This is a genomic window from Bradyrhizobium sp. CCBAU 53421 (assembly GCF_015291625.1).
In the GTDB taxonomy this organism is placed as follows: Bacteria; Pseudomonadota; Alphaproteobacteria; order Rhizobiales; family Xanthobacteraceae; genus Bradyrhizobium.
The window spans coordinates 3,307,460-3,319,644 of sequence record NZ_CP030047.1; the positions used below are offsets into that span (position 1 = coordinate 3,307,460).

The 12,185-nt window shown below is 64.6% G+C and carries 14 protein-coding genes; 5 read left to right on the forward strand and 9 right to left on the reverse strand.

Annotated features, from left to right (window positions below; translation table 11 throughout):
• The first annotated feature begins 127 nt into the window (after positions 1-127).
• Positions 128-208 carry a pyrroloquinoline quinone precursor peptide PqqA gene (pqqA, locus tag XH92_RS15615; protein WP_009031067.1) on the forward strand — a complete coding sequence of 27 codons (81 nt, stop codon included), beginning with the start codon at positions 128-130 and terminating at the stop codon, positions 206-208.
• Between the two features lie 237 nt (positions 209-445).
• Here pqqA and XH92_RS15620 read toward each other — a convergent pair whose 3' ends face one another.
• Both XH92_RS15620 and XH92_RS15625 read right to left on the reverse strand, forming a co-directional pair.
• A complete protein-coding gene (locus XH92_RS15620) occupies positions 446-3,592 on the reverse strand; it encodes an efflux RND transporter permease subunit (RefSeq protein ID WP_194459975.1) in 3,147 nt (1,048 codons plus the stop codon).
• On the reverse strand, positions 3,585-4,652 hold the full coding sequence (locus XH92_RS15625) for an efflux RND transporter periplasmic adaptor subunit (protein WP_246788448.1): 1,068 nt from the start codon (positions 4,650-4,652) through the stop codon (positions 3,585-3,587). Before XH92_RS15625 ends, XH92_RS15620 begins: the two co-directional genes overlap by 8 nt.
• 211 nt (positions 4,653-4,863) lie before the next feature.
• Between XH92_RS15625 and XH92_RS15630 the strand changes: the two genes are divergently transcribed.
• Positions 4,864-5,100, forward strand: a complete 237-nt coding sequence (locus XH92_RS15630; RefSeq protein ID WP_194459976.1) for a hypothetical protein — start codon at positions 4,864-4,866, stop codon at positions 5,098-5,100.
• 3 nt (positions 5,101-5,103) lie between these two features.
• On the opposite strand, the gene XH92_RS15635 is transcribed toward XH92_RS15630, so the two are convergent.
• The 4 genes from XH92_RS15635 to XH92_RS15650 are packed head-to-tail and all read right to left on the reverse strand — an operon-like array spanning position 5,104 to position 7,874.
• On the reverse strand, positions 5,104-5,460 hold the full coding sequence (locus XH92_RS15635; protein WP_194459977.1) for a hypothetical protein: 357 nt from the start codon (positions 5,458-5,460) through the stop codon (positions 5,104-5,106).
• A gap of 41 nt (positions 5,461-5,501) precedes the next feature.
• Complete coding sequence (locus XH92_RS15640) at positions 5,502-6,212, reverse strand: ABC transporter ATP-binding protein (protein WP_194459978.1); 711 nt, start codon at positions 6,210-6,212, stop codon at positions 5,502-5,504.
• A complete protein-coding gene (locus tag XH92_RS15645; protein WP_194459979.1) occupies positions 6,202-6,939 on the reverse strand; it encodes an ABC transporter permease in 738 nt (245 codons plus the stop codon). The genes XH92_RS15640 and XH92_RS15645 overlap by 11 nt, the downstream gene beginning before the upstream one ends.
• Positions 6,940-6,941: 2 nt before the next feature.
• Entirely contained in the window at positions 6,942-7,874 is a 933-nt protein-coding gene (locus tag XH92_RS15650; protein ID WP_371818078.1) for an ABC transporter substrate-binding protein, read from the reverse strand.
• 149 nt (positions 7,875-8,023) lie between these two features.
• On the opposite strand from XH92_RS15650, the gene XH92_RS15655 reads away from it, so the two are divergent.
• The gene (locus XH92_RS15655) at positions 8,024-8,380 is read left to right on the forward strand and encodes a hypothetical protein (RefSeq protein ID WP_371818036.1); all 357 of its coding nucleotides are present in this window, start codon (positions 8,024-8,026) and stop codon (positions 8,378-8,380) included.
• Between the two features lie 25 nt (positions 8,381-8,405).
• On the opposite strand, the gene XH92_RS15660 is transcribed toward XH92_RS15655, so the two are convergent.
• Positions 8,406-9,230, reverse strand: a complete 825-nt coding sequence (locus XH92_RS15660; RefSeq protein ID WP_194459982.1) for a quinoprotein dehydrogenase-associated SoxYZ-like carrier — start codon at positions 9,228-9,230, stop codon at positions 8,406-8,408.
• 43 nt (positions 9,231-9,273) lie between these two features.
• A complete protein-coding gene (locus tag XH92_RS15665) occupies positions 9,274-10,164 on the reverse strand; it encodes a quinoprotein relay system zinc metallohydrolase 2 (protein WP_371818079.1) in 891 nt (296 codons plus the stop codon).
• Between the two features lie 203 nt (positions 10,165-10,367).
• On the opposite strand from XH92_RS15665, the gene XH92_RS15670 reads away from it, so the two are divergent.
• The gene (locus XH92_RS15670; RefSeq protein ID WP_194459984.1) at positions 10,368-11,249 is read left to right on the forward strand and encodes a substrate-binding domain-containing protein; all 882 of its coding nucleotides are present in this window, start codon (positions 10,368-10,370) and stop codon (positions 11,247-11,249) included.
• A complete protein-coding gene (locus XH92_RS15675) occupies positions 11,246-11,800 on the forward strand; it encodes a PQQ-dependent catabolism-associated CXXCW motif protein (RefSeq protein ID WP_194459985.1) in 555 nt (184 codons plus the stop codon). The genes XH92_RS15670 and XH92_RS15675 overlap by 4 nt, the downstream gene beginning before the upstream one ends.
• 37 nt (positions 11,801-11,837) lie before the next feature.
• On the opposite strand, the gene XH92_RS15680 is transcribed toward XH92_RS15675, so the two are convergent.
• Entirely contained in the window at positions 11,838-12,134 is a 297-nt protein-coding gene (locus XH92_RS15680) for a copper-binding protein (RefSeq protein ID WP_194459986.1), read from the reverse strand.
• Positions 12,135-12,185: the final 51 nt, after the last annotated feature.

Here is a 12,185-nt window from a genome sequence, read left to right on the forward strand (position 1 = left end):
GTCGTCCGTTTCGGCATGTCCAGCAGCGAAGTCGGGTCCTTACCCGGTCGGCTTGCGCCCTGGAACAGCCAGCCCTAGCTTGCCGCGCGGCGCGACGCTTGCGCCAACTTATACTTGGGAGAAGGAAATGGCCTGGAAAACACCGAAGATCGTCGAAGTGCCGGTCGGCATGGAAATCAACATGTACGCCTGCGCAGCGCGCAAGTAAGAACCATCTGACGACCTGCCGCGGCTTCGACGGCAACTACCGTCGAGGCCGTGGCAGTGCCGACGCGCCTTTCGATCGCTGGACGCCTGTCGAATAGATCGATCCGGCTTCGTCGCGCAGAGCCGCATCTCAATCGGCTTCGACAACCCGCCCCAAAATCTGAACCATCCGGGATCGTGCTGCGCCAATGCTTGGTCAGCGCTGCTCCCGCTTGTGAGGCGAGCCCGATTGAGATCGTCACGCGCCTTGCGCGTGCTCAGGGCGGTTCTTGAAACGCGCATATCGAAGCGCGAGGGTAGGCAGCACCAGCAGACTCAGCGCCATCGAAGTGATCAGACCCCCAAGGATGACGATCGCCATCGGGCCCTCGATTTCACGTCCCGGTTCTCCTGCGCCGATCGCGAGCGGCAGCAATCCCAGGCCGGTCACGAGGGACGTCATCAGGATCGGGACGAGACGGTCGGCTGCGCCCTCGATCACGGTATCCAGGCCCCACACGCGACCGTCGACCAGGACGAGGTGCTCGTAGTGCGAGATCATGAGGATGGAGTTGCGCAGCGTGATTCCGAACAGCGTCACGAAGCCGACCATCGACCCGAGCGAAAGCAGGCCACCGGTCAACGCCAAGGCGAACACACCGCCGACAAAGGCGAACGGCAAGTTGATCATGACCAGCAACAGATTTCGCCAGTGCCCAGTAACCATCGCAAGCAGGACGACGATCCCTGTCCCGGCCAGCAAGGTGTTGACGATGAGATCGTGCCGCGAGCGGGCTTGGGCCTCGGCCGCTCCGGAAAATTCCACACGAGCACCCGGCGGCAGCGTGACCTCGCGGGCCAGCTTGCGCTTGGCGGCGGCCACGAAGGATTCGAGATCGCGTCCGCTGACATTCGCCGTTACGGTCTGAACGCGCTGCGCATTCAGGTGCTGGATCTGATAGCGGCCCGAGGTCTCGTAGACGTCGGCGATTTGCTTCAGCAGAATGTAAGCGCCGCTCGGCGTGCGCACCGGTAGGTCACCGATCTGAGTGACTCGGGCGCGCGCGTGCGCATCGAGGATCACGATGACGTTGAAGACGGCGTTGCCTTCATATCCCTGGCCGACGACGTCACCCTGATAGGCGGTGCGGATCAGCTCGAGGACTTCGACCGCATCGAGCCCCCAGCGCTGCAGGTCCGTCGGGCGAAGCGTCACATTGACCTGCGGCATCCCCGGTGGGGATCGTTGCTGCACGTCGACGGCGCCCGCGACCTCATCCAGTTCCCGCGCGACGTCGCGCGCAGCGCGCTCGAGCGAATCGAGATCGGGCCCGTAGATGTTGATGACCACCGCCGCGCTGAAGCCGGAGACGGTCTCCTCGACGCGTTCCGTCAGGTAGGTCTTGCTCGAGAAGGAAACCCCTGGGAAGTCGGCAAGAGCGGCCCTGATGCGGGCTTCCGTTACGGATTGTGCCCGACCCGAGAGCCCCGGCTCCAGGTCGACCTCGAACTCGCTGGAATGCGGACCGACCGTGTCGATGCCGGCCTCGGCCCGGCCTGCATGCTGCGCCACCCGCCGCACACCGGGGATTTGTCGGAGCGTATCGGTCATCAGTTTGCCGATACGAAGCGATTCGTCGAGCGAGGTGCCGGGGATCGCGGAGACGTGCAGAATCAGATGGCCTTCCCGCAGATCCGGCAGGAAGGTCCCGCCGAAGAAAGGCAGCATCGCCGCGCCGGCGATCGTCAAAGCCGCGGCTGCCGTCATCACCAGCTTCGGGTAACGGCCGATACGACGCAGCAAGGCCTGGTAGTGGCGACGAGACCACCGCACCGCGGGTGGCTCTTGCAGGCGCTGTCCGCCGGTTCTTCCGACGAGGAGCAGCATGGAGAGCGCCGGCGTCACCGTAAGGGCAACCGCGAGCGAGGCGAGCACGGCGAAGATGTAGGCGATGCCCAGGGGGCCGAAGAGACGGCCGGCAATGCCGGAGAGCGCCAGGATCGGAAAGAACACCAGCAGCACCGCAAACGTCGCATAGGCAACGGCGGTCCGCACCTCGAGGAATGCCTCGAGCACGACGCGTGCCTCGGATCTCGGCGCCGTTGCCAGACGGTTTTCGCGCAATCGGCGTACGACATTCTCGACGCCGATCACGGCGTCATCGACGACTTCGCCAATCGCGATTGCGAGGCCGCCCAGCGTCATCGTGTTGAGCGTTTCCCCCATCCATTGCAGTGCGAGCACGGCCGCGATCAACGACAGGGGGATGGCGGTGCAACTGATGATCGAGGTGCGCCAGTCGAACAGAAACAGAAACAGCACAACGACCACGAGTGCCCCGCCGATCAACAAGGCGTTGAGCACGTTCTCGGTCGCCGCGTCGATGAAATTGGCGGGGCGGAATATGTCGGCATGGAGCCGAACTCCGTCGGCTTCAAGGCCAGGTCGCAGCTCTTGCAGGGCGGCTTCCGCCCGCGTGGTGACCTCTCGCGTGTTCGCGCCGTATTGCTGGCTCACCATGAGCATGATGCCAGGCACGCCGTCGATGAGGGCGGCCCCGATCGGCGGCTCGGGCGCGGTCACGACGGCGGCGACGTCGCCGAGAACCACGCTTGCGCCGCCTTCGTGCAGAAGGACGGTGCGGGCAAGCTGGTCGGGCGTCAATGACTGGCCCTGGGTCTGCAGCGTGATGCGCTGATTGGCGGTATCGACGAAGCCGGCGCCTCGTACGCCGGTGGCCTTGCGCGCAGCGGTCAAGACATCATTCAGGCCGACCCGGAATCGGACCAGGTCGTCCGGGCGGACCTGGACTTGCAGAGACCTGACGTCTTTGCCGTAAATCGATACTTGCGCCACGCCCGGTACGGCCAGAAGCCGCCTTGCCACGGTCCAGTCCGCAACGGTGCGCAAATCCATCAGCGAGCGCTGGTCGGACGTCAGGCCAATGACCAGCACCGTGCCGGCCAGCGGGGTCAATGGTGTCATCGATGGCGGCTGTACGCCTTGTGGCAGCCGCGCGGCGACGACCGCGAGACGCTCGGTCACCAATTGGCGCGCGCGGTAGATGTCGCTGCCTGGCTGGAACACGACCGTCACCACGGAGAGGCCCTGGATCGACGACGAGCGCAGACTTTCGACGCCGGCCAAGCCGTTGATCGACGTTTCGATCGGTTGCGTGACCAGAATCTCGACGTGCTCCGGGCTGAGGCCGGGCGCTTCGGTCTGGATCGTGACCTGTGGCGGTGCGAATTCGGGGAAGACTCCGTATTTGGCCTCGCCGAGCGAGAACAGGCCGTAGCCCAGCAGCGCGAACGAAAGTGCGAGCACGATGCCGCGGAAGCGGATGGCGAACGCGACGAGAGCGGCTTGCGGCCCAGACCTGTTGGAGCCGATGCCGTCAGTCATTGTCATCGCCGCCCCGAAGCTGGCTCTTGGCCTCCTCGGACAGCAAGACCTGTGCGCCCCGGATCACGATTTCGGATCCCGATGGGATGTCTCGGACGACGTAGTCGTCATCCGAAACCGGCTGATCCGTGCTGATCGGGTACCGTCGGAAGCTGTCGGCGCTCACGCGCAGGTAAATCCACGATCGCCCCTGCCATCGCACAATCGCCGTATCCTCGATGAACACGCCTTCGTAAGTGTTGCCGGACGGCACATAGACGGTGGTGTTCATGCCGGGCAGCAGGCCGCTGTCGCCGGGAGCCGAGAAGAAATAGCTCAAGCCCTGAATACGGGGGTCGGTGCGTGTTGCCGGGGAGATGTACTGGAGATCGATATTGGCATTTCGGGTCGGCGCTTGCGCCAGAGCCGCTCCCGGAGTTCCGGTGACGCTCACGCCGGGCGGCAGCGTCACCTGAACCAGAAACTGATCGCGCTCGATCAGCTTGACCACGGTCGGCGAGCGCTCGACGATTCCGCGGCCGATCACCGGCCCCCACTCCTGCTGCGCCGTCGCCGCGAGGGTCCTGAGCTGCGATTCCGCCGCGGCAAGCGCCGCCTTGTCGGTCCGCAACGTTCCTTCCGCGGTTTCGGCTTCCTTTTTCGGGAGCGCGGCGGACTCGACCAGATTCTTGGTCCGGTCGAATGCGCTCTTCGCGACTTCGAGCTTGGCCTGTGCTGTCTGAAGTTGCGCCTGCGCATTGGCGTAGCTGTTGGTGAGCTCCGTAATGCGGGAGATGTCCAGCACTGCTCCGTATGCGCGGAATTGCTCAGGATGCGGGGCGGCTTCGACAACGGCGGTTTCGAGCCCGACCTGTCCCTGCTGGCCGGGCGTCAGCTTGACCACGGCCTGGTCGCTGTTTGCGGTGCGGGAAGGCTCGGTGCGGCTCGAATCCGGTTTGTCCGGCAACGGCTCCGCCGCTGCGCGCCGGACTTGACCCGTGAGAGGCCAAGCGCCCGCGACGAGCGCCAGCAAGCACACAGCGACCGCGACGCCGCGCCAGGAGGTTTCCGTAAGAGCCATCAGCCTGTTAGCAGTTGTGGGGAACCAGCTTATTGACGAAATGAACTGGCGGCAAGGCACCGGTTTCACTGGTGTCGGCTCGGATCAGGTCGGCGTGCTTGCAGGGCCGTGACCGCCAAGTTCCGCTTGATCTCCCGCGGAATTGAAACTCCCGGCTGCTGCGGGCGTACCGCTTATGTTATCTTTTGACGACGCCCGCGAGGTTTCATGCATGAACCCGATTGATCTGATCGTTACCGTATGTGCCGTGCTGTCGCCCGCCACTTGCGAGGAGCAGCACCTGGTGTTCAACTGGAGCGGTTCGCTGCAGCAATGCGCGATGGCCGCGCCGCCCTACATCGCGCAATGGGTCGGCGAACATCCGAAATGGACTGCGGTGCGATGGCGTTGTGAATATCCGCACACCAACGATCGCGCCGGCACGGACGGCAACGCGCCGGCGGGCTAGCTGTTATTTGTTGCAGTCCTTCAAGTCCTTGTCGGACACCGAAAACACCGCATCGGCCTTGATCTCGATGTCGCGGGCGAAGCACTGCTTGCCCCCGCTGTAGCCGACCTTGGCATCGTAACGACCGGGCTCGACGCCGGTGATGCGCAAGCGCTCGTCGTGATCGACTTCCTTGTCCTTGTCGTTGAGCGTCTGGTTCGGGCCCCACTCGTTCTTGCCGGCCGGCGACAGTTCGAAGCTCGAGATCGTGGCGCTGGTCAGATTCCACAGCCGGATGCCTTTGCCTTTGCTCTGGGCGAGCACTGTGGCCGGCAGGATAAGCAACGCAACACCACCAACAGCGATTAACGCACGCGGCATCCAACATCTCCCTTGCGCTTTCGTCCAAGGATGACGGCGTCTCACATATTTGCAAGGTCCAACTGCGAGAGCTGCCGCTTGATTTCGTCGATCTCCGCCTCGCCGCGTGTCGCGCGCGGCGTGGCGATGGTTTCGACGTGAAGGATTCGAGCAGGTCGCGGCGACAGGAAGAACAGGCGATCGCCGAGGCGGACTGCGTCATCGAGATCGTGGGTGACCAGGAGCGTCATCATCTTGCGGCTCGCCACCAGCGTGGCGACCTGGTCGCGCAGCCGCCCTGCAAGCGCATTGTCGAGCGAGGCCAGCGGCTCGTCGAGGACGAGGAAGTCCGGTTCTATGGCGAAGGCGCGGGCGAGCGCGACGCGGCGGGCGAGGCCGAGCGACAGCTCAGCGGGGAAGTGGTTGCGATGCGCGCTCAAGTCGAGCACCTCGAACAGCGCCGACAGCGTGCCGTCGTCGACGTGCGGGGCGGCAAGCCGCACATTCTCCTCCACGGTGCGCCACGGCAATAGCCGCGGCTCCTGGAACACCATGCCAAGGCGCATGCCGGGCGATCGCGTGACATGGCCCTGGTAGTTGCCGTCGAGGCCGGCGAGAATCCTGAGCAGGGTGCTCTTGCCGCAACCCGACGGTCCGAACAGCACGCCGACCTCGCCGGCGTTCAGTGTGAAGGTGATTTTGTCGAGCACGTCGTGCCGCTTTCCGGCGGCGCTCGCAAAGCTCTTGCCGGTGATATTGACCTCAAGCTGCACGGAGCCGCCACCGCGTTAGCCTGGTTTCAAACGGCTGCACCATCAAGGTCTCGATGACGAGCACGACGCCGGCAAAGCTCAGCGAGTAGGCGAGCAGCAACGGGATGTCGAACAGCTGGAAGGCGACCCCGATCTCGAACCCGACGCCGTTGGGGCGGCCGAGATATTCGGCAACCAGCACGATCTTCCAGACCAGCGACAGTCCGGAGCGCGCGGCGGCCGCAATGTAGGGCGCCAGCTGCGGCAGGATCACGTGCCGGAACGCGCGGCCGCGCGGCAAGGCAAACGCCGTTGCCATCTCGTCGAGCGCCGGGTCGAGCGCGCGGGCCCCCTCGCGCAGGGTGACGACGGCGGTCGGCAGCTTGTTGATGGCGATGGCCGCGATCGCGGCGACCTCGGTCAGCCCGGCCCAGATATAGGCCAGCACGATGACGACGAGCGCCGGCAAATTGAGCAGCAGGATCAGCCAGGGGTCGCCAAGGCGATTGGCAAGCGACACGCGGCCCATCAGGTAGCCGATTGCCGAGCCGAGCGCCATGGCGAGGGTGAAGGCCAGTGCAACCCGCGCCAGCGTTGCGCCGAGATTGACGAACAGCGCGCCCGACCGAGCTTCGGCCACGAGCACCGACAGCACCGCCGGCGGCGCCGGCAGCTTCGCATCGCCGATCAACAGCGAGGCAATCCACCAGGTCGCGATGAACAGCCCGAATGACAGGAGGCGCAGCACCGCTAGTCTCCCGGGATCGCTTGATAGAACGTGCCGGGAGCGAGCTCGGTCGCGGTGCCGACCAGATCGCGGCCGCCGAGCTGCGCCAGCACCCGGTAGAGCACGCGCGCATCCGCCTCTTCGTCAGCGATCGGACGGCGCGGAATACCCTCGCGGTAGCGGTCACGATAGGCATGCAGCGTCGCCGCATCCTGCGCACCGGTCAGCGGCGCAATCGCGTCCCATTCAGCATCTGAGTTCGCCAGAACCTCTTTCGCGGCGCGGGTCACGGCGATGAAGCGGGCCACCAGATCCTTGTTGGCGTTGGCCCAGGCCTCGTCGAACACGTAGCCGATCATCGCGATGCGGCCCTTGCTGCCGAGCCTCTGCAGGATCTCTTCCATGCCGGCGAGTCGGCGAAAGCCCTTGGCTTCGAGCGCGGCGCAGAAATTCCAGTAGTTGAGCGTCGCGTCCATCTCGCCGCCGAGGGTCTTGGCCGCGAGCAGCGGCGGCGCGCCATAGACGATGGTCGCCTGCGACTTCAGGTCGACGCCGTCCTGCCTCGATGCGGCCTGCAGCAGCAGCCAGTTCTTGTCGATCGCACCGCCGGCCACGGCAAGCTTGCGCCCCTTGAGGTCGGCGAGCGTCTTGACCGGCGAGGCGGCCGGGACCATCACGGCGCCCAGCGCGCTTGAATAGGGATAGAACTGGAGCCTGGCGCCGAGCGAACGCTCGCGCGACACCCACGGCCAGTCGGACACCATCACGTCGGCCGTACCCGAGCGCAGCGCGATCTTGCCGGCCTCGGGACTGGCGAGCTCGACGACGTCGATCGACAGATTGGCCTTCTTGTCGAGACCATGGGAGCGAATGACGGCCAGTTCCCAGGCCAGCGTTCCGGTCTTCTGCGCTGCAACGCGGATGGTCTCCGCGCTGCACGAGGTGCCGAACTGCATGACCGCCAGAACTGCCGCAGCCAACACCGTGCGTACAGAGATGATCATCGTTTCTTGAGCCACTTCCCCGAATGTTTTCTTTTCTGATCAACACCCATAGCATAGCTTGCGGTAAGAGAAGAGGAAGCACGACCATGGCAGGAGCTGGCATGCTACGACCGATTGTCGCCGTCCCGGCGGTGCTGCTGGCCGTGCTCGCCGGGACTGCCATGGCCGCGCGGGCCCAGGAGGTCAATGACTATCCGACCTCGGCGCGGGCGGAATATGTGTTCGGCTGCATGAAGGCCAATGGCGAAAGCCGGCAGGCGATCGAGCAATGTTCATGCTCGATCGACGTCGTCGCCTCGATCATCCCCTATGATCGCTACGTCACCGCCGAGACCGTGCTGAGCATGGCGCAGGTGCGCGGCAATCTGGGCGGCCAGTTCCGCTCGTCCGAGCAGGCCGCCAACGCCCTCAGCGACCTCAGGCGTGCCCAGGCCGAAGCCGAAGTCAGGTGCTTCTAGCACCTAGCGTGAAATCGCCGGCGGGTTAGGTCCCGGGATTCTCGACCTTCCATTCGTGCTCGAAGATATGCCCTTCGGTGTCCTTGGCTTCGGCGCGGAAGTGCTTCGCGCCATTCGAGACGTAGGTGAATCGGATATTGGGATCCTCGGAAATCGAGATTCCGCCTTCCATCGCCAGCACCGGACTGTCGTCCTGCCAGATGTGCAGCTCGTTGACGAAGAAGGCCGGGATGTAGAGCTGCGTGACCTGATCCATCTGCAGGCCCGAATTGTTCGGGTGCCCGATCATGATCTGGGCTTCACGTGTGCTTGTCGCCGGGCCTTGTTCGGACTTCGCGAACTGACGGTAGCGCATCTGGCCGAGCCGGTTCTTCGCTTCCTCGACGTTCTTGCCGGCCGGGGCCGAGCAGCCGCCGGATGCTTTCACATAGACCTTGCTGACATAGAGCTTGCCGTCGCTGAGCTCCGCGACGGCGTGCACATTGGTGTAGTTGTTGACGCGGACTCGGGTCGAGATCTCGGTGACATTGGCGTTCGGACCGAGCGTGAACTTCGCGGCCATCGGCGCCGGGTTCTCGTCGATCACAAGCGTGATCGCGACGACGCGGCGGCTGTCGCCAGCCTGTAACTTTGTGCGCAGCGTCACCGGAACGATCGCGGCGTCTTCCGCGCGCGCCGGCATCTCGATGCCGATGACGTCGTTGCCGTCATTCATCGGACGATTGCTGAAGATGTCCTGGACGAGACCCGGCCAGGGATCATAGGTCTCGGCCGCGGGCGCAGCCGGCGTACCCAGCGCGATCGCAAGGAAGCTGGCGATGCAAAGCAGGCGGGCGCTATGTCCAGTCATGTTCGCGAAATCCTATGCAGCCCCGTCACTATAGGGCGAACCGCTACTCCCATTCAATTTCGGAGAATGCTGCAGTTGCGTTGCGGGCGTTGTAATCGTCGAACAATTGCCAGCGCGGCCGCTCGGATGCCGCGGCGTGCTCCGCCGCAGCCGTGATCGGCTTGCCGCTTGCGACCAGTGCGCGGACGTCCGCGGCCAGCTTCTCGAGATAACGCCGCTCGTCGGCGAGCGCCGCAGGCCACGCACTCACGGGTCCGTGACCGGGAACCACACGCTCGGCGGGAATTGCCTGGAGGGCGTCGAGCGCGCGCAGCCAGCCCTTGAGGCTGCCGTCGACCACCGGAATATGTTCGAGGAACACCATATCGCCCGCGAACAGCGTGCCGGTGCGTTCGTCAAGGACGGTGAGGTCGTTGTCGCTGTGGGCGGGCGGCCATGCCTTCAAGGTGAGGCTCCGACCGCCGAGGTCGAGCTTCAGCGTGTCCTCGACCAGCACGGTCGGTGGAATGATCCGGACCTCGTCGATCAATGCATCGCCCATGGTCCGGCGAAAGCCGTCGAGATAGAACTGCCCGCGCGCCGCAAGCGCGCGGGGCAGGGCCTTGTGGCCGACGAAGCTGGTCCCGTCAGCCACGAAGGCCGCGTTGCCGAATCCATGATCCGGATGCGCGTGGGTGTTGATCACGTAGCGGATCGGCTTGTCGCTATGGCTGCGGACCGCGGCGAGCAATTGCCGTCCTTCGCGGACGCTGCCGCCGGTGTCGATGACGGCAACCGCGCTGTCGCCGACCACGAAGCCGACATTGGCGATGGCGCCTTCGTTCTCGCGCGTCATCAAGGAGGTCGCCCCGATGTGAACGAATATTCCGGGGGCGACTTCGCTCACAGGCAATTCCGCCTCCTGTGCCCGCGCTATGGTCGGCGCCCAAAGCATCAGGAGCAGCGCAAGCACCGAACCGCCATGAGCCATGTTTCCGCCTCAGTTTCTCCGGGACGCGCGATCGATGTCGTCGTGCTCCCGTTTGCGCTGCAACAAGCAACGCGGCACCGTCGCTATGATTATCCCTGTTGCACGTCATGCTGCGCCGGGCAATTGGTGGATGACGGCAATCCGTCCGATCGAGAGGAGACCGCGTGATGAGAGTTATCGGATGCCGTCCCGTCCTGTTCGCGCTTGTCGGCTTTATCGCCTGCCTCGCCGGCCGCGACATCGCGCGTGCGCAGGTCAACGAGCAGGGCGAACTCTCGATCGAGCTGGTCGATCCCAAGGTGCTGCGCATCTGCGCCGACCCGCGCAACCTGCCGTTCTCGAATGACAAGGGCGAGGGGTTTGAGAACAAGATCGGCGAGCTGTTCGCCGAGAAGCTGCAGAAGAAGCTCGATTACATGTATTTCCCGCAGGCGACCGGCTTCGTGCGGGTCACGCTCGGCTCGCATCGCTGCGACGTGATCATGGGCTTTCCGCAAGGCGACGACCTCGCGCAAGGGACCAATCCGTATTACCGAACGGCCTATGCGATCGTCGCCAGGCCGGGCAGCGGATTGGATGAGGTCACGACGCTCGAGGATGAGCGGCTCAAGGGCAAGCATATCGGCATCGTGGCGGGAACGCCGCCCGCGACCAACATGGCCATCAACGGCCTGATGACCAATGCGAAGCCTTATCCGCTGATGATCGACACGCGCTACGATTCCTCGGCCGAGGCGATGATGAACGACCTCGAAAAGGGCGAGATCGACGCCGGCATCCTGTGGGGACCGATGGCAGGCTTCTATGCCAAGAAGGCGAACCCGCCGCTGCATGTCACGCCGCTGCTCAAGGAGACTACGGGACCGAAGCTGGTCTATCGCATCGGCATGGGCGTGCGGGCGTCCGATCAGAACTGGAAGCGGCAGCTCAATCGCCTGATTCAGGAGAACCAGCCGGCGATCAACAAGATCCTGCTCGACTTCGGCGTTCCGCTACTCGACGAGAACGACCGTCCGATCGGGCCGGAGACCGCGACCAAATCGCCATGATCAGGCTCGCGGCCATGCTGGCGGTGATATTGCTCGCCGCTTCGCCCGTCCGCGCGCAGGACCCGCCTGCAGAGCCCGAGGGCTACCGAACCGAGGATTATCGCGCGCCCGTGCCGATCACGCTTGTCGGCGCACGCGTACTGACGACCACCGAAGCGGAAGCGATCTGGCGCGACAAATCCGGCGGCTTCGTCGACGTGCTGCCGCGGGCGCCGAAGCCAAACCTGCCTGCAGGCACGGTGTGGCGCGAGCGGCCGCATCGCGACATTCCCGGCAGCATCTGGCTGCCCGACACCGGCTACGGCAGGCTGGCGGCGTCGACCGAGGACTATCTGCGACGCGGCCTGGCCCGTGCCTCCGGCGACGACAAGGCCAGATTGCTCGTGATCTACTGCCAGGAAAGCTGCTGGATGTCGTGGAACGCCGCCAAGCGCGTGCTATCGTACGGCTACCGCAACGTGGCGTGGTATCCGGAAGGAACCGACGGGTGGGAACGCGCCAATCTGCCGCTGGCCGACGCGGAGCCCGAGCCGCGCGAGGGCGAGCAGTGAGCCGCCCTCACACGGCTAAGGAAAATGCTCCGGCGAGCTACTTCTGCTTGTCGAGCTTGTTGATGGTCTTGCCGCCGTCGCTGTCCGTGGTGGTGAACGTCACCTTGTCACCGGCGTGAAGCTCCTCCAGTGACTGTCCCTTGGGCACCTTGTATTCCTGAATCGCGCCGCCAGCCGCGCCAACGGTGCCGCTCTGCGTCTGCTGGATCGAGATGGTTCCACTCAGTCGGTCAATCTTGGTGACCATTCCCGACATGGATTGCTGGGCCAAAGCCGCTGTGGTGATCAGGCTCGCGGCGGCGAGGCTGGTCATGACGATCTTGGCTGCTCTCATGGAGGTCTCCCAACTTCAGATATAGTTGGAGACAACGAACGGGCGGCGCGA

Coding starts and splice junctions, on each gene's coding strand:
- pqqA (WP_009031067.1), top strand. CDS start 128: ATGGCCTGGAAAACACCGAAGATCGTCGAAGTGCCGGTCGGCATGGAA.
- XH92_RS15620 (WP_194459975.1), bottom strand. CDS start 3,592: ATGACTGACGGCATCGGCTCCAACAGGTCTGGGCCGCAAGCCGCTCTC.
- XH92_RS15625 (WP_246788448.1), bottom strand. CDS start 4,652: ATGGCTCTTACGGAAACCTCCTGGCGCGGCGTCGCGGTCGCTGTGTGC.
- XH92_RS15630 (WP_194459976.1), top strand. CDS start 4,864: ATGAACCCGATTGATCTGATCGTTACCGTATGTGCCGTGCTGTCGCCC.
- XH92_RS15635 (WP_194459977.1), bottom strand. CDS start 5,460: ATGCCGCGTGCGTTAATCGCTGTTGGTGGTGTTGCGTTGCTTATCCTG.
- XH92_RS15650 (WP_371818078.1), bottom strand. CDS start 7,874: ATGCAGTTCGGCACCTCGTGCAGCGCGGAGACCATCCGCGTTGCAGCG.
- XH92_RS15655 (WP_371818036.1), top strand. CDS start 8,024: ATGCTACGACCGATTGTCGCCGTCCCGGCGGTGCTGCTGGCCGTGCTC.
- XH92_RS15660 (WP_194459982.1), bottom strand. CDS start 9,230: ATGACTGGACATAGCGCCCGCCTGCTTTGCATCGCCAGCTTCCTTGCG.
- XH92_RS15665 (WP_371818079.1), bottom strand. CDS start 10,164: ATGCTTTGGGCGCCGACCATAGCGCGGGCACAGGAGGCGGAATTGCCT.
- XH92_RS15670 (WP_194459984.1), top strand. CDS start 10,368: ATGAGAGTTATCGGATGCCGTCCCGTCCTGTTCGCGCTTGTCGGCTTT.
- XH92_RS15675 (WP_194459985.1), top strand. CDS start 11,246: ATGATCAGGCTCGCGGCCATGCTGGCGGTGATATTGCTCGCCGCTTCG.
- XH92_RS15680 (WP_194459986.1), bottom strand. CDS start 12,134: ATGAGAGCAGCCAAGATCGTCATGACCAGCCTCGCCGCCGCGAGCCTG.